The organism is Pseudomonas sp. HK3 (genome assembly GCF_052920985.1).
Map to the genome: position 1 here is coordinate 1 of NZ_JBREXD010000002.1, position 20,364 is coordinate 20,364.

The following is a 20,364-nucleotide window of genomic DNA, read 5'->3' on the forward strand; positions in this document are numbered from 1 at the left end:
CTTCGATGATGGCATCATCAAGATTTAAGTATTCGCGAACGTCTTGACCAACCGGCGCATCCGCTGCCAACTCCATCAAGCCATCAGACTGTTCTGACATACCCAGTTCGGCTTCAGCGCATAACATGCCGTGGCTTTCTACGCCGCGTAATTTGGCTTTCTTAATTTTGAAACCTTTACCATCTGGCGTTGGCAATACTGCACCAATTTTTGCCATTGGTACTTTTAAGCCTTCACGTACATTCGGTGCTCCGCACACTATTTGGAATGTATCCGCGCCATCGGTTACTTGGCATAATCTTAATTTGTCTGCATCAGGGTGTTGTTCACATTTCACCACTTGCGCAACTACAATACCACTGAACTCACCCGCCACTGGATCGACAGCATCTACTTCTAGACCCGCCATGGTCACTTGCTCAACAAGTTCGTCGGTGGTTAGGTTTGGACTAACCCATTCTCTTAACCAACTTTCACTGAATTTCATAATTATGTTTCCTGAATTCTTTAAAATTTGTCGCGCGCAAGTAGCATGCCCCATGAGAGAAGCGAATGCTTTGGGTGCGCCATCCCACAAGTACCACCTAAATCAAAACATGTGGGAGGTCGCTTGCGGGCGATAAAAACAAGTATTAATTAAACTGTTCTAAGAATTTCACATCGTTTTCAAAGAACAAACGCAAATCGTTCACGCCATAACGCAACATAGCTAGGCGCTCTACCCCTAGACCGAAGGCAAAGCCCATGTATTGCTCAGGATCCACACCACTGGCTTGCAACACATTTGGATGCACCATGCCGCAACCACCTACCTCTAACCAACCCGTTTTACTTGATGCCCATTGAATATCAAACTCAGCGGAAGGCTCAGTGAATGGGAAATAAGATGGACGAAAACGCACACTTAAGTTGTCATCTTCAAAGAAGGTACGCAAAAATTGTTCTACCGTGCCTTTTAGATCCGCAAAGCTTACTTTTTTATCAACCAATAAACCTTCTACCTGATGAAACATAGGCGTATGTGTTTGGTCTGAATCACAACGATAAACACGACCCGGACAGATAATACGAATAGGCGGCTCTTGTACTTCCATCGTACGAATTTGCACAGGCGAAGTATGGGTACGCAGTAATTGCTGCGCATCAAAATAAAAGGTGTCATGCATAGCGCGAGCAGGATGGTGCGCAGGAATATTCAGCGCATCGAAGTTATGGAAATTGTCTTCCACTTCTGGGCCCACCGCGACATTATAGCCCGCGTGTTTAAAGAAGTTTTCAATACGCTGCAAGGTACGTGTAACAGGATGCAGGCCACCAGCTTGCTGACCACGACCCGGTAGTGTGACATCAATGCTTTCAGACTTGAGCTTTTCAGCAAGTGCCGCACTTTCTAATTCCGCTTTTTTAGCCCGAATAGCGTCTTCTACTTGCTGCTTGGCTTCGTTAATCTTCGCGCCAGCTGCTGGGCGCTCTTCATTACTTAATTTACCAAGCGTTTTAAGCTGCGCCGTTAGCACACCCTTTTTGCCTAGGTAGTCGACACGCACTTGATCTAGCGCTTGCACGTCTTGCGCTTGCTCTACTTTTGCCAGTGCTTCGGTTACCAAATTCTGTAGGTTTTCCAATTTTCCTGCTCCAAAAAGCACCTTCACAGATGCTGTTCATTTAGGCCTAAGCCACTGCCACACAATGACAATATTGAGGGCGATACAGATAAAACATTTGAGACGGGTGACACATAAGCCAAAACACGGCTTAGCTCTCGCCCTGCATTGTCATTGTTTTATTTTTCAATTTTTTAAACAAAAATAGGGAAAGTGCCTATGGCGCTTCCCCTATTCGAGACAAGACAATTTAAACATTAAATTTCTTGTAACTGTCGATCTTTAAAAGGTCGAACTGTCAGCTGGTGCTTACAGAGAGGCTTTAGCTTTTTCAACTAATGCCGCAAAAGCGCCTTTTTCATTAACGGCTAAATCAGCTAACACCTTACGATCGATCTCGATAGAGGCATTTTTCAGACCGTTAATAAAGCGGCTGTAAGACAAACCGTTGATACGTGCACCAGCATTGATACGCGCAATCCATAGAGCACGGAATTGACGTTTACGCTGACGACGGTCACGGTAAGCATATTGACCAGCTTTGATAACCGCTTGCTTAGCTACGCGGAATACACGAGAACGTGCACCGTAATAACCTTTAGCTTGCTTTAAAACTTTTTTATGACGACGGCGTGCTACCACACCACGTTTTACACGAGCCATATTGAACTCCTCTTAACCAAATAAATTATTAAACGCCAGGTAGCATACGCTTGATTAGCGGTACATCAGATGCGTGTACTTGCAACTGAGAACGTAACTGACGCTTACGCTTGGTGCTTTTTTTGGTCAAGATGTGTGCACGGTGTGCTTGACGGTGTTTGAAGCCGTTACCAGTCTTTTTGAAGCGCTTTGCAGCACCACTATGACTTTTAATTTTGTTAGACATGCTAATAAAATCTCATCCGCATTGGTTAATAACAGCAGCAGGTGGTCGTTGACTTAGTTGCCTATGACAACGACGCTCGTTACAGACCTAACTACTTCTTTTTAATGGGTGCTAACACCATGGTTAGCTGACGACCTTCCATCTTAGGACGCAGTTCTACGTTAGCGATTTCGCTGAGATCTTCTTCAACGCGCTTAAGTAGTTGCATGCCCAATTCTTGGTGAGCCATCTCACGACCGCGAAAACGTAACGTAATCTTGGTCTTGTCCCCATGCTCAAGAAACTTAGTCAGGTTGCGAATTTTCACCTGATAGTCTCCATCTTCAGTACCAGGACGGAATTTAATTTCCTTAACCTGGGTTTGAACTTGCTTTTTCTTTGCAGCGGCTTTTTGCTTTTTCTCTTCGTAGAGTTTTTTGCCAAAATCCATGATCTTACATACGATCGGATCACCATCTGCAATTTGTACTAAATCGAGTACGGCTTCTTGAGCAAGCTTCAGGGCTTCATCCATAGGCACTACGCCCAGTTGTTCCCCGTCAGCACTAATTAGTCGGCATTCCCGAGCTTTAATGTTTTCGTTTATAGATGCCTTTTCAGGACGAGCTCGGCTATTTCTATTATCGCGTCTAATTGTTATTACTCCGTTTTATTAAAATCTACTGTCCGCGCTTGGCTACATCATCTTGTAGCAGCTTGGCAAAGTCTTCGATACTCATGGATCCAAGGTCTTCACCAGTACGTGTTCGTACGGCGACAGCGTTAGAAGCCACTTCTTTGTCCCCTGCTACCAATAGATAGGGAACCTTCTGTAAAGTGTGCTCACGGATTTTAAAGCCGATCTTCTCGTTTCTCAAGTCCGATTGCACTCTAATACCGTTTTGAGACAAAGTTTTTGCAACTTCTTTGATATATTCGGCCTGATTGTCCGTAATATTGAGCAAAACTGCCTGAACCGGTGATAACCAAGTTGGCATACTGCCCGCATATTGCTCAATCAAGATACCAATGAATCGCTCAAGTGAACCCAAAATCGCACGATGAATCATAACAGGTGTCTGACGATCACCGTTTTTATCCACATATTGAGCCCCCAAACGGCCCGGCATAGAGAAATCTAGCTGGATCGTACCGCACTGCCATTCACGACCTAAACAGTCCGTTAGAGCAAATTCGATCTTAGGGCCATAAAAAGCACCTTCGCCTGGCTGATAACCAAATTCAAGGCCGCTCGATTTAAGCGCATCCGCCAACGCTTGCTCGGCGTTATCCCAAACTTCATCACTGCCAATTCGCTGTTCTGGGCGTGTGGACAATTTAACCGCCACATCTTCAAAGCCAAATGTCTTATAAGTGTCTAAGATCATGGCAATACAACCATTCACTTCTTCTAAGATTTGCTCAGTCATACAGAAAATATGCGCATCATCTTGAGTAAATCCACGCACACGCATTAAACCATGCAAGGCGCCTGATGGCTCATTACGGTGACAACAGCCAAACTCAGCCAAGCGCAATGGCAAATCACGATAAGACTTCAAACCTTGATTAAAAATTTGAATATGGCCCGGACAGTTCATTGGCTTGATAGCGTATTCGCGTTTTTCAGATACCGTCGTAAACATGGCATCTGCGAATTTATCCCAGTGACCAGAGCGCTCCCATAATGTGCGGTCCATAATCATTGGCGCTTTTACTTCGTCATAGCCATATTCAGTAAGCTTTTGACGAACAAATTTTTCAAGCTCAGTGTAGATGGTCCAACCTTTACCGTGCCAGAACACCATACCAGGCGCTTCTTCTTGCCAATGAAACAAATCAAGCGTTTTACCTAATTTACGGTGGTCACGCTTTTCGGCCTCTTCTAGCAAGGTTAGGTATGCTTTAAGCGCTTTTTTGTCTGCCCAAGCCGTACCGTAAACACGCTGCAGCATTTTATTATCTGAATTACCACGCCAGTAGGCGCCTGCCACCTTCATTAGTTTGAAGTTTTGGCAAAATTTCATATTCGGTACGTGAGGGCCACGACACATATCGATGTATTCTTCGTGGTGATACAGCGCTGGCTGATCATCCTTAGCTATATTGTCATCCAAGATTTCAATTTTGTACGACTCGCCACGCTCTTCAAAGGTATCGCGAGCGGTTTGCCAAGAGCCTATTTTTTTTATGACTTGATAATTGGTTTTCGCCAATTGCATCATGCGCTTTTCAAGCTGCTTGAGCTCGTCTTCATTGATTGGAAAGTCGGCATCAATATCGTAATAGAATCCGTTATCAATGGTTGGGCCGATGGCCATTTTTACATTTGGCCATAACTGTTTAATGGCGTGACCCAGAAGGTGGGCGCAAGAGTGACGCAGAATCTCAAGGCCTTCGCTGTCTTTTGCGGTAATAATACGTAAATCCGCATCTTGCTCGATCATGTCGCAAGCATCGACCAGCTGGCCATTAACCGCACCGGCTATGGTAGCCTTTGCTAAACCAGAGCCAATATCGGCGGCTACATCCATGACAGATACAGCGGCATCGAATTCGCGCTTGGAGCCGTCAGGCAGAGTAATAACAGGCATAATGTTCCTATATTCAGTGGTGTGACCTACAAAGTCACACATGGTATTTAGCTCGACACATTATGTGCGAAATGCCGACTTCGCTTGCTTATGCAGCAGCTGTTGTACCTACCAAGTACCGCTAACTGCATCGCCCAGCGAAAACATCCGAGCATTGAAATAAATTTAAGCGCCGTATTAAAGCAGACTTCGGCTTTTAGGGGAATATTTGAGACCGCGAGCGACAGAAAAAAACCAATCTAAATAAACACTTAGCTTGCAAAGACACAAAAAATACGTAAAATTCAGCGCGCATCACGATTTAAGTTATAAGTGATCGTATTTTAGTCGCGTAGCTCAGTTGGTTAGAGCACCACCTTGACATGGTGGGGGTCGCTAGTTCGAATCTAGTCGCGACTACCATTAAACCCTTAATTCTAGAGGGTTGCAGACACTTCCTAGTTACACCTTTTATTTTTTCGGCATATTTTCGGCATATCAACGTTACCAAATAAGCAAAATACGCATCTCTGCTTACTTAGTTTGGCGCTAGTGCATCGTCATAATAATAAACACGCTCGTCATCATTTACGACTGTTAGATTCACACGGTCAGCCCCAATTGGTTTTATGCCTTTAATCAATACACGTTCACACCAACTATCAGCGGTGCCGAACATGTAGACCAGAAACTCTTGGCGACTATTGATCGCAGCCTTATCTAGATCGATGGCAATCGAAATCTCACCACCCATCTTATTACCGCGCTCTCAAAGCACTTCCCCCCTCGCTCGGCCCGCAACACAATGACTCGGCAGAAAAGCCCCACCTAGCACTGAAGCTCGCGCCCCGTACAACCTCAACTATTTTTAATTAACTGTAACTTCAGGCGCTCAAGCTCATCTCGATATCGCGCCGCCTCTTCGAATTTCAACTCACGAGCAGAGGCCAACATGGCATCTTCTACTTTTGTTATGCGCTTATCAATCTCTCCCACAGTCATAAATTCAATCGCATCATCCACTGATTCCATCGACGCCTTACTGCGTTTTTTACTGCCCACTTTTTTGCCAGGCGTAACCGCACCCTCAAGAATATCTTCCACACTCTTACGAACAGAGGTTGGCGTAATGCCATGCTTAAGATTAAACGCGACTTGTGTTTCACGACGCCGATCCGTCTCACCTATCGCACGCTTCATCGAATCCGTAACCTTCTCTGCATAAAGAATGGCCTTACCTTTCTCATTACGTGCAGCGCGACCAATGGTTTGAATCAATGACTTATCAGAGCGTAAAAAGCCTTCTTTATCTGCATCAAATATAGCAACCAAAGCCACCTCTGGAATATCTAACCCTTCCCTCAATAAGTTAATACCCACTAACACATCAAACTCACCAAGGCGTAAATCCCGAATAATTTCGATACGCTCAACCGTATCAATATCACTATGCAAATAACGAATACGTACCCCATGCTCAGCTAAAAAGTCGGTTAAGTCTTCAGCCATGCGTTTCGTGAGTACCGTAATTAAAATACGCTCTCCGAGTGCGGTGCGGGTTCGAATTTCACCTAGTACATCATCCACCTGAGTAGTAGCTGGACGAATTTCAATCACCGGATCAATTAACCCAGTTGGACGCACCAATTGCTCAACAACCGCATCCTGATGCGCCGCCTCATATTTACCTGGCGTAGCGGAAACAAAAATAGTTTGCGGTGAAATCGCCTCCCATTCTTCAAATTTCATCGGGCGGTTATCCAATGCAGATGGCAAGCGAAAACCAAACTCCACAAGGGTTTCTTTACGAGAACGATCGCCTTTGTACATTGCACCAAATTGCGGAATGGTCACATGGCTTTCATCGATAAACATCAGTGCATCATCGGGCAAATAATCAAATAATGTAGGCGGCGGCAAGCCCGACTCACGCCCTGACAAATAACGGGAGTAGTTTTCGATACCATTGCAATAACCCAGCTGCTGGATCATCTCTAGGTCGTAAACTGTACGCTGCTCAAGACGCTGCGCCTCTACTAACTTATTATTACTGCGCAACTGCTCTAAACGCGGCTTAAGCTCAGCTTTTACATGGTCAATCATATCCACCAAGGTCTCCCTTGGTGTAACGTAATGGCTTTTAGGGAAAATAGTAACACGCGGCAGTTTGCGCAATACCTCACCCGTCAGCGGGTCAAAGACACTCAGCTGTTCAATTTCATCATCAAACAATTCAACACGCACCGCTTCTTTTTCGGATTCGGCAGGAAATATATCAATCACATCACCACGCACACGGTAAGTAGCTCGATAGAAATCCACGTCGTTACGCTTATATTGCAACTCAGCCAAACGACGCAAGAGACCACGCTGATCAATTACATCGCCTTTATCAAGGTGCAGCACCATTTTCAGGTACGACTCAGGATCACCCAACCCATAAATAGCGGACACAGTTGCAACAATAATAGTATCGCGACGCTCCAATAAAGACTTGGTGGCCGACAGACGCATTTGCTCGATATGCTCGTTTACGGATGCGTCTTTCTCTATAAAAGTATCACTGGATGGCACGTACGCTTCTGGCTGGTAATAATCGTAATAAGATACAAAGTATTCAACCGAGTTATTAGGGAAAAACTCCTTAAACTCACCATAAAGTTGAGCGGCAAGTGTTTTATTATGAGCAAGCACAATGGCTGGACGCTGCGATTGGGCAATTATATTCGCCATGGTGAAGGTTTTACCGGAACCCGTCACCCCAAGAAGCGTTTGACGCGCTAAGCCTGAGTTCAAACCATCCATTAGTTGCTCAATGGCCTTTGGCTGGTCTCCCGCCGGTGCATATTTACTTTTTACTTCAAAGGTTTTTGACATAAACCAACTCGTACGAGAAATCTCGTCCCCATCACTGCTAGCCGATTAGTTTACGAGCGCAGAATCCTGAATACAATGAATTAGCAATATTCATATAGCTCAAAATCAAAACCCTAACGACGAATCAGTATCAAAACACACAGAAACACCTTAAGTCACACGCCCAAAAAACCAACAAAAGCAAGCAGTTAAGCCTAGCCACACACCTACACAGAACAACATATTCTCGCAATATAAAACAAGATCCGTTAGAATACGGCCGCTTAAACCCACGGGTAAGCACTACTTTAAACCCTATTTTGTTAAGGATGTGGCCTTGAACCTGCAACTATCTGATCGTGTTCAAAGCATTAAGCCCTCACCTACCCTAGCCGTAACCAATCGTGCTGCGGAATTGCGTGCTGCTGGCCAAGATATTATTGGCCTAGGCGCCGGCGAGCCAGATTTTGATACGCCAGAGCATATTAAAACAGCGGCAATTAATGCTATTAACTCAGGTTTTACCAAATATACCGCCGTTGACGGCACACCTGATCTTAAAAAAGCCATCATTAGCAAGTTCAAACGCGACAACGGCTTAAACTATGAAGCCAACCAAATTTTAGTATCGTGCGGCGGCAAGCAAAGCTTTTTCAATTTAAGCCTAGCCCTATTAAATGCTGGAGACGAAGTGGTCATCCCTGCACCTTACTGGGTAAGCTATCCAGATATGGTATTAATGGCTGAAGGCGTACCGATTGTCATTGAAACAAGCGCTGAAGCACGCTTCAAGATGACAGCAGAGCAATTAGATGCGGCCATCACCCCTAAAACAAAATTAGTGGTACTAAACAGCCCATCAAACCCTTCCGGCATGGCTTACAACAAAGCCGAATTGGAAGCCCTTGGTACTGTTTTACGCAAATACCCTGACGTACTCATCGCCACTGATGACATGTACGAGCCAATTTTATGGACCGACGAACCATTCAACAATATCGTCACAGCCAACCCAGACCTATATGAACGCACCATCGTATTAAATGGTGTATCAAAAGCATATAGCATGACAGGCTGGCGCATCGGTTATGCGGCAGGCCCTACTGCATTAATTGCATCCATGAAAAAGATTCAAAGCCAAAGCACCTCAAACCCAACCTCTATTTCGCAAGTAGCCGCACAAGCCGCGCTTGATGGCGACCAAGAATGCGTTAAAGAGATGGTTAAAGTATTTAAGCAACGCCATGACTACATGGTCGAAGCTTTAAACGCCATAGACGGCATTGAATGCTTAAAAGGTGACGGCACTTTCTATTTGTTCCCAGACTTCTCTGGCGCACAAAAGAAGCTAAACTGTGAAACAGACACAGACTTGGCCGAGAAACTTCTAGAAGCAGGCGTAGCACTTGTACCAGGTAGCGCATTCGGCACATCTGGGCACATGCGTATTAGCTTTGCTACTAGTGAAAGCAACCTTGAAAAAGCAATTGAGCGATTAACAAAAGCGCTTGGTTAATATTCAAACTCGCTCTTAGAAAAAAAAACCGCCTAGGCGGTTTTTTTTGTTTATAGGGCCAAAATAAACTATATGAGCGAGCTAGCACACCCCATAAACATAGTGAATGTTTTGATTACTGCTCGCGATAAATAGCCACCTAACAGTACGAACTCGCACCCGCGAGTGATAAAAAGCACGAACCCACACCCAGTATACCCCGCGAACGAAGTAAGTGTTTTGGGTATGCGAATGATAAAACGTACGAACCCGCACCCGCGGGTGAAAAAGCAGCTTAAGCCGCACCTGCAGATTAAAACCTAAAAAAACACCTACAAACTACTCGCCACACTTTCATCCATCGCAACATCCCTGTGCGCATAAACCTGCCCAGCAAATACAGAAATCACAATGGTAAAAAACTGATTAAACACATTATGCTCAAATAGCGCCACACTCAAACCCGCCATAAAATACACTACCAAAATAATCAAACCACCAAAGGCAAAATAAGCAACGGCATTATTGTCTTTATTATTTCGATAAGCTGAAATAAACAAATAGGCACAACTTGCAAAAATAGCGATCAATGTTGCTAGGCCAATAACTCCCTTTTCAACCATTACTTGAAGAACCTCATTATGCGGATTACTCCACATACCTACCTCACGATTCATACCTGGCGTGGCTAGGCGAATCTCAGTAGCCTTTTCACTATAGCTATTCAACCCATGGCCAAATATTGGGTGCTCTTTTATCAAAATCCACGCGGCCTTGAACATATCCAGTCGCGCACCCAAAGAAGTATGAGAGTTCCCGTCGAGATAGCGTTGTAGTGATTGCTCCGTACTGTCTAAACGTTGCTGCACCTGCGGCTGCTGAATTAATACCCCCAAGCCAAACACGCAAACCACAAGAAACCCAAGTAGTAACTTTTTATGACCCACATAAAAGAGCACCAAAATATAAACAGCCAGCATCGCAATTAACGCCAACCACGACCCTCTCACTTGAGCCAGCATACACGCAATAGCAGAACCCATAACAGCCAGAGCAAGCAATACCTTCAAGGCAACCGGCTTGTTACGCACAAACAAAGCAGCATTAATGGCAAACCCCATAAAAATCAAACAAATCGCGGCATAACGCATAGGGTTCACACCACCACTCGGGCGAAGCCAAAACTGCGCCATTGGGCTTCCAGAGGTAAGCACAAAACCACCTTGCGTCTTCATATGCCAGTACTGAAAAAGAGACAAACAACCTAAACAAACAGCAATCAAAGCAAGAACAACAATAAGATGAGACAAGCTAAACTTAACCTGACGCATCACTAAAAAAAGTGGTATCACTAATATAAAGACCAAGTAATCTTCAAAATGATAATGAGCTGCCTTCGTATAAGGCCAATAGATAAAGCTGACGACTGAAACCAGTGAAAAGCCAGCAAAAGCCCAAACTAGGTAACGCTCAGGTGCACAAAGCCCGTGTTTAAAGCCAGCTTTAATAAACCTAGTACCATCAACTACACCAAAGACCAACAAAAAAACAGCAAAGATCTTCGCAATATCCGGTACAACCAAAAGCGAGACTAAAAATAGTGAAAATAAAATAAATAGAACCCAAACCTTCACAGATTGGCTAGATTCAATTTTAGACCCAAACACTGAGTTCATTTCACACACCTAAAACAAAAAGCGGATACTAACAAATTTACAAACAAGAACCACAAACAAAACCCTCCATGCTAATTAGAATTCAGCATAATTTGAAATAAACCCATAAACCAACCATGCAGGGTTTAATTTTATAGTCTATTCTTGACAATAGTCGAAAAATCAATAACATACGCATCAGTTGTTCCACGATAGCTCAGTTGGTAGAGCAGTAGACTGTTAATCTATTGGTCACTGGTTCGAGTCCAGTTCGGGGAGCCACTTTTATACGCTATACTAAGTCTCAGGATCGAGATGAGGCTATTCAATGCTAGACTTCCTGCTTAACGCTCCCCGCTCAACTAAGCGCATCATAACTCTCAGTTTTGATTTATTTGCCATACCAATAGCAATATATGCTGCACTTGCTCTCAGGTATGGTGAATGGCTTATAAGCGTAAACCACGCATTACTCTTGGTAATGCTAAGCACCACATTAATAACGACTGCTATTTTTATAAAACTAGGGCTTTATCGTGCAGTTGTACGTTTCATGGCAGCCAAAGCATTTAGCAACTTGGCAATGGGAATCACCATTTCTGCCCTTGTACTAGCAAGCTCATCATTTATCAATCAAGCCAACTTACCAAGATCCAGCATCGTTATTTATTGGTTCACTGCGTTTGCATTATTGGGCATGCCGCGATTATTTATTCGCAACATTGTCAGCCAGCTAAACAATTCAAACCGTGAATCAGTATTAGTTTACGGTGCTGGCAGCCAAGGTATTGCACTTGTAAACGCACTCACCAACAGCGACCAATTTCGTCCAGTTGCATTAATAGATGACGACAAAAAGAAGCAAGGCACAGTTATAAATAGCTTGAAAGTTCACCCATCAAAAAACGTTCAACTATTAACAGAACAATTTTCAGTCAAAAAAATCCTACTGGCCCTAGGCAATACCACTACCTCTAAACGCAAACAACTTATAGAAAACCTCGCGTATAACCAGCTAGAAATCCTTACCACACCAGCTGTACAAGACATAATCAGCGGCAAGGCAAAAATAGAAGAAGTTAAAGATGTAGAAATTGAAGACCTACTTGGCCGTGATTGTGTTTCACCGAACGCTAATCTTCTTAGCCAAAACATCAAGGACAAGGTGGTTTTAGTCACAGGTGCTGGCGGCAGTATTGGCTCTGAATTATGCAGGCAGATTATCACTCAGAAGCCCAATAAGTTAATTTTATTAGAACTCAATGAATTCAGCCTTTACAGCATAGAACAAGAGCTGAATCACTACTGTCAAAACAATGAGCAATGCGAAACTCAAGTTATCTCTATTTTAGGCTCAGTACAAAAGCAAAACCGATTAGAAACCATATTCACTACCTTTGGTGTGCAAACTATTTATCACGCTGCCGCCTACAAACATGTACCCATGGTAGAGCACAATGTTGTCGAAGGTGTACGCAACAACGTATTCGGTACTTGGTATTGTGCAGAAGCGGCTATTAAAGCAGGTGTAGAGCGCTTTGTACTTATCAGTACAGATAAAGCTGTACGACCAACCAATGTAATGGGAGCAAGCAAGCGCCTTGCAGAATTGGTATTACAAGCCCTTTCAAAACGTCAAACCGAAACACTATTTTGCATGGTGCGCTTTGGCAATGTACTGGGTAGCTCAGGTTCAGTTGTACCACTATTTCGTAAACAAATAAAAGAGGGTGGCCCCATTACCGTTACCCACCCTGACATCATCCGCTATTTTATGACTATACCCGAGGCTAGCCAACTAGTTATACAGGCCGGTGCTATGGGTAAAGGCGGTGATGTTTTCGTACTAGATATGGGTGAGCCGGTTAAGATAACTAGCCTCGCACAAAAAATGATTCGATTATCAGGCCTAACCGAGAAAACTGAAAGTGAGATGAATGGCGACATTGAAATTCAATTTACAGGTCTACGCCCAGGTGAAAAGCTATACGAAGAGTTATTAATAGGCGATAACGTTGAAGGAAGTGCTCACCCAAGGATAATGACAGCTCAAGAAGTTCATCTATCTTGGCCTGAAACACACAACCTATTAAGTAGACTGGACCGTGCATGCCACGATTTCAAAGTTGAAGAAGTAATAACCCTACTTTTAGAAGCCCCCGCGTCCTTTAAGCGCGAAGGGGAAAGCCCAGACTGGGTTCAAAACCAAATTTTAAATCCCTAAATCTTTCCAAATTGCATCAGCTATTATTCTGTTGCCGTCCTTATTAAGATGGCAACATGAATCAGTATAATAATCAGATTCAAGCTTATCCGAGTAATCTACAAAACAGTCGAGTCCCTCCGACCTTTTCCTAATTAGTGGGTAAACGCTTTTAACTTGATCATCATAGTGAGTATAGCGAGCGAAAGGATCTGATTTTAGCGTATAAGGATTCGGCTGTAATATACATAGCGGAGTCGCACCTTTTTCTTTAACTATTGCCGACATGACCTTCCAGCTATTAACTGTAAAAGATGCAACTTCACTAGCAACTTCTGCATCAACGCACTCATTACTAGGAATAACAACAGGCCTATTAGAATTTTGAATCATCTCATGACCTAAGGCAGAGCCTACAAATCGGTATAAATTTGATCCGTAAATAGTTTTTTGTACTAAGCCACCATCTTCGAAATCAGTTTCAAATTTTGATTTAAAAGTATATTCTCTAGCATGTCCGTTTACTGAGTTGGTTGATTTACAGTTATGGTAAACATCGTTAACTCCATCGTAAAATACAACGATATCACTAGCTTTTATTGAGTCCATATTTTCAATCAACAGGTTCAATTCCTGTCGTGAATTGTAAGCCTGCTCTCCAAGATTAATCGTCGAAATATTGTGATTACGGCTCAAAAAACTTGGAATTGTGTGGGAATTACCTACCCCATAACCCCACATTGTTGACCCCCCATACAAATGAACTGTATGAGGACTATCGATAGCAACAGACTGTGGTGAATACCTGCGCCCCTGATTATCGGTTGCAATAAACTCCCCATTTAATAAAGGCCCCTTCCATCCAATAAAAGCCTTGTATTTATAATCCCTAAAATTTACAAGTTCCTTGGTGAATTCGATCGTTTCTGAATCTGCGTTTGGGTGAGTGATTGAAGCCTCAATATCTATCTCACGCTTCTGAGAGTCAATCGAATCATAGTGAATACTAAGTGCTAACTCTAAAAGTAGTAGGCACACAACTCCTACAATGAAACTGTATAGAGCATTACTAATCAAGCTCATATTTATCCTTGTAGCTTTTCACTAAACCCTGGGACTGGTCGGTCTTGGCTAGAACAAAATTATCTATTACCAGATAATCTAAATTAGTCCCCATAAAACAATTGAATGCATCTTCAGGGGTACAAACTATTGGCTCTCCTCGTACATTGAAAGACGTATTTATTAATATTGGGCAGCCAGTTAACTTATAAAATTCATTTATTAAGGAATGATACCGATTGTTGTGTACACCATCGACAGTCTGAATCCTAGCAGTATTATTCACATGAGTAACAGCTGGTATGGCTGATCTAACTTGATTTAACTTATCCAATCCGGTTAGATTCTCGCCAACATCAAGCAAACAATTCTCAGCAACTTTAGCAACCATCAACATGTATGGGCTTATGGTGTCAATATCAAACCAATTACTCACTTCGCCAGCTAATACACTAGGAGCAAATGGCCTAAAACTTTCCCTAAACTTAATTTTAAGGTTTAGGTTTTTTTGCATTAGCTCAGACCTTGGGTCGGCAATAATACTTCTCGCACCCAATGCCCTAGGGCCAAATTCCATTCTACCCTGCATCCAACCAACAGCTTTTCCAGCTGCTAACTGTTCTGCAATTAAAGAATCCAACTCGCTCTCATCATAGATGCTATATGATGCTCCTACTTCATCTAAGGCACTCTTTATTTGATCATCATTAAAACTAGGGCCCAATAAGGATCCTTTCATTGAGTCATCAGGACTTATTTCTCGAGGTGCTTTTTTCTCCAAATAGTAATATGCAAGAGCAGCCCCTAAAGAGCCTCCGGCATCCCCTGAAGCGGGCTGTATCCAAATATTCTTAAAAATACCAGCTTTTTCAAGTATTCCATTGGCAACACAATTTAACGCAACACCACCCGCTAAACATAAGTTCTCCATACCCGTTGTTTTATGGATGTCAGCGGCAAGCAATAAAACAACCTCCTCTGTAACCCTCTGAATTGAGGCTGCCATATTCATATGGTCTTGAGTAAGATCAGCTTCTGATTTACGAGTTTTAAGACCAAACAGCTTTTCAAACTTTTTATTTGTCATTTTGCTGCCGGTGCAAAAATCAAAATATTTCAAATTAAGCTGATATGAACCGTCTGACTTAATGCTGATAACTTCACTTTTGATTTTTTCAGCGTAAACTGGCTCCCCGTACGGTGCCAATCCCATCACCTTATATTCACCGGAATTAACCTTAAAACCAAGATAATAAGTGAAAGCAGAATAAAGTAGCCCAATCGAATGTGGAAAATGAATCTCCTTAACGATTTTAAGATCATTACCCGATCCAATTGCCAATGAGGTAGTCGTCCACTCCCCCACACCATCCATAGTCAATACAGCAGCCTTTTCGTAAGGGCTAGGATAAAATGCGCTCGCAGCGTGAGATAAATGGTGCTCTGAGAATTTAAGCTTTAAATTCCAATCAACGCCCTCATCCAGATACTCCTGAAGGTTTTTTACAATATTCACCTTCTGAAATAGCTTATCTTTAACCCATAAAGGCATGGATTTTGAGAAATTCCAAAACCCTTTTGGTGCAAATGCTAAATACGTTTCTAAAATACGCTCGAATTTTAAAAAAGGCTTTTCGTTAAATACTACTGCTTCGATTTGATTTGAATTAATTCCTTGAAAATCTAAACAATACTTAATTGCTTGAACTGGAAAAGCACTATCATGTTTAATCCTTGTAAATCGCTCTTCTTGTGCTGCAGCGACTATTTCTCCATTAACAATCAAGCAAGCAGCACTATCATGAAACCAAGCAGATATTCCCAAAATAAACATAAAAAACCTAGAATAATGTGTAAATAAACGGTGCCACTACTGATCCTTGAGCTAAGATAAACAAGCCTCCAATAGCGATCATAATAAAAATAATAGGTCCCAACCAAAGCTTCTTTCGAACCTTAAGAAAACCCCATAATTCAATAAGTATCTCTTTCATGTTAAAGCCTAATACTGTTTATCAAAATCAATAATAAATTCATCTCTAGCTTTCCAATCTGAGTCAGAACTTTTCAGTTTTAGTCTGAGTTCATCTCGTCCAGAAATCCTTAAAATTACCGCAACTGGAGTAATAATAAGAAAATAGATACTCCCCAATACAAGGGGAGAAATTACTGCCCCCAAAAACAAACCTAAATATAACCAACCAAAATTAAGAGGCCTTAAAACCGAAGGTTTAGTTAGCACGGTAAGAATCACTAGGACTGATACACCTACTGAGATACTAGAGGCGTACAAATTTCCTACATAGTAAAAGTATAAGCCAATGATTAAGGCAACTATCGAAGCAAAAACTCCGAAAGATTTATCACTAGGTAATAGGATTTCATGAGATTTCAATTCAATCATTTCTCAACACCTTTTACTGCATCACCGGCTCCCTTACCAAGAGAGGTTAAAAATATATATTTAAAATAAGTACTAACCGACAAGTCAGCAAGCATTTGCGCATCTATTTCAGAAAGTTTTTTTGGTGTTGACATATCAACACCACTTAATTGGGCTAACCCAGTCACCCCTGGCCTAACGGAATAGACACCAAGAGAATCTCTTTCCTGAATCAACACTGTTTGGGATGATAAATTCGGTCTTGGTCCGACCAAACTCATATGCCCGAATAACACATTTATCAATTGCGGAAGCTCATCTAACTTAGTTTTACGCAAAAACCGCCCTACTTTAGTTATTGCATTATGATCAACCAAGTGACTAGCTACAGAGTCTGTGGCGGCCTTCATAGTTCTAAACTTAATCAAAGTAAACGGCTTTTTATTCTTGCCCAACCTAGACTGCATAAAGACGGGTGAGCCGGTATCGAAAAGACCTACAACGTAAACAATTAAAAATAATGGGGCTCCTACTAATATTCCAGCCAGTGAAAAAATGATATCAAATAACCTTATTATAATACTATTTGCTCTATTTTCGTTCATGTTTTTTATCTCGAATTTCTACCAACCGTATTGGTAAAGAATTATAAGTAGCGTAATCCCTTTCAAATGGATTCTGCATCCTCTCTGAAATAAGAATAACCATTTAACTTTTTCACAAAATTGCCAAGAACAGACAACCTCGATGAGAAGGTCTAATATAAATTCCAGCATTGGAAATCTTCTGAATGTTTTATCATTCACCTTGGCCAAAATTTCAAGAAGCCTATTATTAGTAGCCAAAGACTCCTTATCTTGTAAATAAAGAAGTTTTTCAACGTTTGGTTCTGCAAATAAATAATCCAAATATCTGCCCAAATTACCCAGCCTCAAGTAATCTATTTTCTTAGGATACTTCGAAACAGGAAGAGGAGCTCCAACTAGCTTGCTGAGCTTTAGGATACTACTTCCAGTCCCTGCTACATAAGCCATTAAAATTTCGATAGCAGGCTCAACTGTAAAGCTAGCTGATCAATTTAGATTTGCTCTCGCATAAGCAGTATCAGGGGTGCCAACAACTCCAAACTAAATCTGTCAGAATGCTTTCCTCCCTCAATGCTTTACAGCTATTCATTTGATAAAACCTAGCCGCTCCAGCTTCGTTACATTAATGAATCAACTTCAGCGTGCCATCGACATTAATTTGATCAATAATCTTCTACCCCCTAATGTCCCATCTCCATTATAAGCAGCACAATTAACTAAACAGGCACCTTTTACTAACGAAACGTTTTTTCATTTGCACAAACATCTGACTGTGAACTATCAATTAAATCTAAACCATTTTCTCGGTTAATTCCTAAAACCTCAAACTCTGACTTAAATTAAAATAGGCCCTTCACATATGATCCGATAGCAGCATCGAAGTCGAAAACAATAACCTTAATCACGTTCAAAAAAGTCTTTAATTGACTCAACGATGTATTTCAGATCATCCTCGCTCAATGATTGATGTACGGGAATATTTAATGTGTTCTCTGCCGCCAAGTCAGCTTCTGAATAGTAGCCATCGACCAAATTGAAAAACAAAGAAACTTTATGCAATGGCCAATATCTAAAAGTTGTATAAATACCCTTATCAAGTAAATATTTAGCAAGTTCATTTCTTTTTTCCGTCTGAATCCAGAAGAAATAGTAAGAGTTTGTAAATTCAAAACCTGTATTCGGTGGTAATAATAGTCCTTCGATATTTTTTAGCTCATTCAAATAATAATCGAAATTTCGCTTTCTGATAGACTGAAAATCAGGTAAACGATCCAACTGAACAACCCCCATTGCTCCTTGAATATTATTCATAATTGCTCGCTTACCAGGAACTTCTAACTCAAACTCCCACCACCCTTTGTCACTCTGATCCGATTTATCCAAGCCACTTTTATCGCTAGCTGGTAATCCTAAATAAAGCCACTCTACTGCACGATCTCGCAATGCTTTATCCTTTAAATAAATCATGCCCCCATCACCAGTAGTAACTGCTTTCATTGCATCAAATGACCAAACTCCCATATCACCAAGACAACCTACAGGGCGCCCTTTATAGGTAGAATTTATGGCACATGCCGAGTCTTCAACAATGACCGCATCACTAGGCAACACAGCTCTAATGCCATCAAAATCAGCAGGTATACCGCCATAATGAGTAATCACAATACCCTTTGTTTTATTGGTGACATACTTTTCCACGATATCCGGTGTCACATTCAAGCTGCGGCTATCTACATCACAAAAAACAACCACCGCTCCACATTCTATAATTGCACTAGCAACTGCAGGAAAACTAATCACAGGGACAATAATTTCGTCTCCTTCCTGCCAATTAAATAGCTTTGGAGCCAAAAATAAACCCTCTGTACAGCAGGTAGTGGTTAAGAAATTTTCCGAACTCAAACCATGTAAGTCAGAAAATTTTCTTTCAAATTCTTTAACTGCCCCCCCCTTTCCGAGCCACTTACTTTGAAAGACTTCTGATATTTTCTGTAACTCTAATTCGCCCAAAGTTGGCTCAAACAAATTAATTCTCATGCATATTACTCTTGGTCAATTCATAAGCAAGCATATATCGCTTTCCAAAAAACATTCGATCAACAATATATCTAATAGCCCCTTTAATTTTATGACTAACATCCCCCATAAAATAAGGGCGAATAGAATGAGGCTTATTTACTATTTCAAATCCAGCATTTTTTATAAGCTTATCCCAGGCACTTTCATTCAAATCTGTAAAGGTATCATCCCCGTACTTTTCACTTACAGCTCTTGAATTTAATGATAGTATTTCAAAAATATATTTTGGTAAATAATCCTTATTTCGCACTTCTATATAGCATCTTCCGTCTGCCTCCATTGAACTATGAATGTTTTTCAAGGCACTTTCTTTATCAAAAATATGGTCCAAACAGGTGAGAGATACCACCAGATCAAAAAGCTCTCCCACTCTACCCTCAGTGATATCATAAACATCAAACTGAGAATGACCCGTCTTCACTCTTTCTTTTGCTATTGCAATTTTGTCTCCGGAAACGTCAATACCTAAATATTTATTACAAGCACCATCGACAGCGAGCATAAACTCTCCTGCTCCACAACCAACATCCAACAGCTTACTAGTTTCATTAACACCTAGTTTATCAGCAAGTATCTTACAACTATTCACATATTTATTTACACGAGACTGATCACTTTGTAAATACTCTCTTGAATCCTCACCTTCGCTAATAGCGTATTTGGCCCATCTATCCATATTCTCGCCTCAATTTTTATTTAGTATCGAATCCAACCACTTTTCTAATGAATACTCACTCATATCTATTGGATTTAGATTCGATTGTAAGAACGATTTATCGAGTACTACCTTATTTCTATTTATAACAGAAATCATAGTTTGATCATAGAAAGGGTATTTAGCTACAGCTGGGTTTGTTGTTATCAGTTTCGCCCCAGACCTGAGTGCTTCAAAGGTTCTTGATGTTAGGCCAATCTGTCCAGGGTGATTAATATCAATTACTACCTTCGACCTGCGAAACATTTGGGCAACTTCATCGGTACTTAGCTTACGCGTAGTAA

At 41.7% G+C, this 20,364-nt stretch carries 19 protein-coding genes and 2 tRNA genes; 4 read left to right on the plus strand and 17 right to left on the minus strand.

The window, feature by feature from the left end; all coding sequences use genetic code 11:
- The 6 genes from ytpR to thrS all read right to left on the minus strand — a co-directional run.
- On the minus strand, positions 1-487 hold a 487-nt coding region (gene ytpR, locus ACU6U9_RS10885; protein WP_446735086.1), incomplete at its 3' end, for a YtpR family tRNA-binding protein.
- A 145-nt stretch (positions 488-632) separates the two neighbouring features.
- Positions 633-1,625 (minus strand): phenylalanine--tRNA ligase subunit alpha, encoded by a 993-nt coding sequence (pheS, locus tag ACU6U9_RS10890; RefSeq protein WP_446733805.1) that lies wholly within the window; start codon positions 1,623-1,625, stop codon positions 633-635.
- A 288-nt stretch (positions 1,626-1,913) separates the two neighbouring features.
- Entirely contained in the window at positions 1,914-2,267 is a 354-nt protein-coding gene (gene rplT / locus ACU6U9_RS10895) for a 50S ribosomal protein L20 (RefSeq protein WP_283786860.1), read from the minus strand.
- A gap of 28 nt (positions 2,268-2,295) precedes the next feature.
- Positions 2,296-2,493, minus strand: a complete 198-nt coding sequence (rpmI, locus tag ACU6U9_RS10900; RefSeq protein ID WP_283786862.1) for a 50S ribosomal protein L35 — start codon at positions 2,491-2,493, stop codon at positions 2,296-2,298.
- A gap of 91 nt (positions 2,494-2,584) precedes the next feature.
- On the minus strand, positions 2,585-3,133 hold the full coding sequence (infC, locus tag ACU6U9_RS10905; protein WP_446735053.1) for a translation initiation factor IF-3: 549 nt from the start codon (positions 3,131-3,133) through the stop codon (positions 2,585-2,587).
- Positions 3,134-3,152: 19 nt separating this feature from the next.
- Complete coding sequence (gene thrS, locus ACU6U9_RS10910; protein WP_446733804.1) at positions 3,153-5,066, minus strand: threonine--tRNA ligase; 1,914 nt, start codon at positions 5,064-5,066, stop codon at positions 3,153-3,155.
- A gap of 325 nt (positions 5,067-5,391) precedes the next feature.
- Between thrS and ACU6U9_RS10915 the strand changes: the two genes are divergently transcribed.
- A tRNA-Val gene (locus ACU6U9_RS10915) sits at positions 5,392-5,468 on the plus strand.
- 115 nt (positions 5,469-5,583) lie between these two features.
- Here ACU6U9_RS10915 and ACU6U9_RS10920 read toward each other — a convergent pair.
- Positions 5,584-5,799 carry a hypothetical protein gene (locus ACU6U9_RS10920; protein ID WP_446733803.1) on the minus strand — a complete coding sequence of 72 codons (216 nt, stop codon included), beginning with the start codon at positions 5,797-5,799 and terminating at the stop codon, positions 5,584-5,586.
- 104 nt (positions 5,800-5,903) lie between these two features.
- Positions 5,904-7,922: an excinuclease ABC subunit UvrB gene (gene uvrB / locus ACU6U9_RS10925; RefSeq protein ID WP_446733802.1), complete on the minus strand. Its 2,019-nt coding sequence runs from the start codon at positions 7,920-7,922 to the stop codon at positions 5,904-5,906.
- 316 nt (positions 7,923-8,238) lie between these two features.
- Between uvrB and ACU6U9_RS10930 the strand changes: the two genes are divergently transcribed.
- A complete protein-coding gene (locus ACU6U9_RS10930) occupies positions 8,239-9,417 on the plus strand; it encodes a pyridoxal phosphate-dependent aminotransferase (RefSeq protein WP_446733801.1) in 1,179 nt (392 codons plus the stop codon).
- 311 nt (positions 9,418-9,728) lie between these two features.
- Here ACU6U9_RS10930 and ACU6U9_RS10935 read toward each other — a convergent pair whose 3' ends face one another.
- On the minus strand, positions 9,729-11,072 hold the full coding sequence (locus ACU6U9_RS10935) for an O-antigen ligase family protein (protein ID WP_446733800.1): 1,344 nt from the start codon (positions 11,070-11,072) through the stop codon (positions 9,729-9,731).
- Between the two features lie 185 nt (positions 11,073-11,257).
- Here ACU6U9_RS10935 and ACU6U9_RS10940 point away from each other — a divergent pair.
- Positions 11,258-11,333, plus strand: a tRNA-Asn gene (locus tag ACU6U9_RS10940).
- A gap of 199 nt (positions 11,334-11,532) precedes the next feature.
- Entirely contained in the window at positions 11,533-13,275 is a 1,743-nt protein-coding gene (locus tag ACU6U9_RS10945; RefSeq protein WP_446735858.1) for a polysaccharide biosynthesis protein, read from the plus strand.
- Here ACU6U9_RS10945 and ACU6U9_RS10950 read toward each other — a convergent pair.
- From ACU6U9_RS10950 to ACU6U9_RS10985, 8 genes are all read right to left on the minus strand, one after another.
- Positions 13,264-14,337: a hypothetical protein gene (locus ACU6U9_RS10950; RefSeq protein ID WP_446735087.1), complete on the minus strand. Its 1,074-nt coding sequence runs from the start codon at positions 14,335-14,337 to the stop codon at positions 13,264-13,266. The genes ACU6U9_RS10945 and ACU6U9_RS10950 overlap by 12 nt on opposite strands.
- Entirely contained in the window at positions 14,324-16,150 is a 1,827-nt protein-coding gene (locus tag ACU6U9_RS10955; RefSeq protein WP_446735088.1) for a carbamoyltransferase family protein, read from the minus strand. Before ACU6U9_RS10955 ends, ACU6U9_RS10950 begins: the two co-directional genes overlap by 14 nt.
- A gap of 7 nt (positions 16,151-16,157) precedes the next feature.
- Positions 16,158-16,310: a DUF5989 family protein gene (locus ACU6U9_RS10960; protein ID WP_446735089.1), complete on the minus strand. Its 153-nt coding sequence runs from the start codon at positions 16,308-16,310 to the stop codon at positions 16,158-16,160.
- Positions 16,311-16,318: 8 nt separating this feature from the next.
- Positions 16,319-16,720, minus strand: coding sequence for an SxtJ family membrane protein (locus ACU6U9_RS10965; RefSeq protein WP_446735090.1), 402 nt, complete (start codon positions 16,718-16,720; stop codon positions 16,319-16,321).
- On the minus strand, positions 16,717-17,277 hold the full coding sequence (locus ACU6U9_RS10970) for a sugar transferase (protein ID WP_446735859.1): 561 nt from the start codon (positions 17,275-17,277) through the stop codon (positions 16,717-16,719). The genes ACU6U9_RS10965 and ACU6U9_RS10970 overlap by 4 nt, the downstream gene beginning before the upstream one ends.
- Positions 17,278-17,322: 45 nt before the next feature.
- A complete protein-coding gene (locus tag ACU6U9_RS10975; protein WP_446735091.1) occupies positions 17,323-17,733 on the minus strand; it encodes a hypothetical protein in 411 nt (136 codons plus the stop codon).
- Positions 17,734-18,183: 450 nt separating this feature from the next.
- Positions 18,184-19,323, minus strand: coding sequence for a DegT/DnrJ/EryC1/StrS family aminotransferase (locus ACU6U9_RS10980; RefSeq protein ID WP_446735092.1), 1,140 nt, complete (start codon positions 19,321-19,323; stop codon positions 18,184-18,186).
- Positions 19,313-20,041 carry a class I SAM-dependent methyltransferase gene (locus ACU6U9_RS10985; RefSeq protein WP_446735093.1) on the minus strand — a complete coding sequence of 243 codons (729 nt, stop codon included), beginning with the start codon at positions 20,039-20,041 and terminating at the stop codon, positions 19,313-19,315. The genes ACU6U9_RS10980 and ACU6U9_RS10985 overlap by 11 nt, the downstream gene beginning before the upstream one ends.
- Positions 20,042-20,364: the final 323 nt, after the last annotated feature.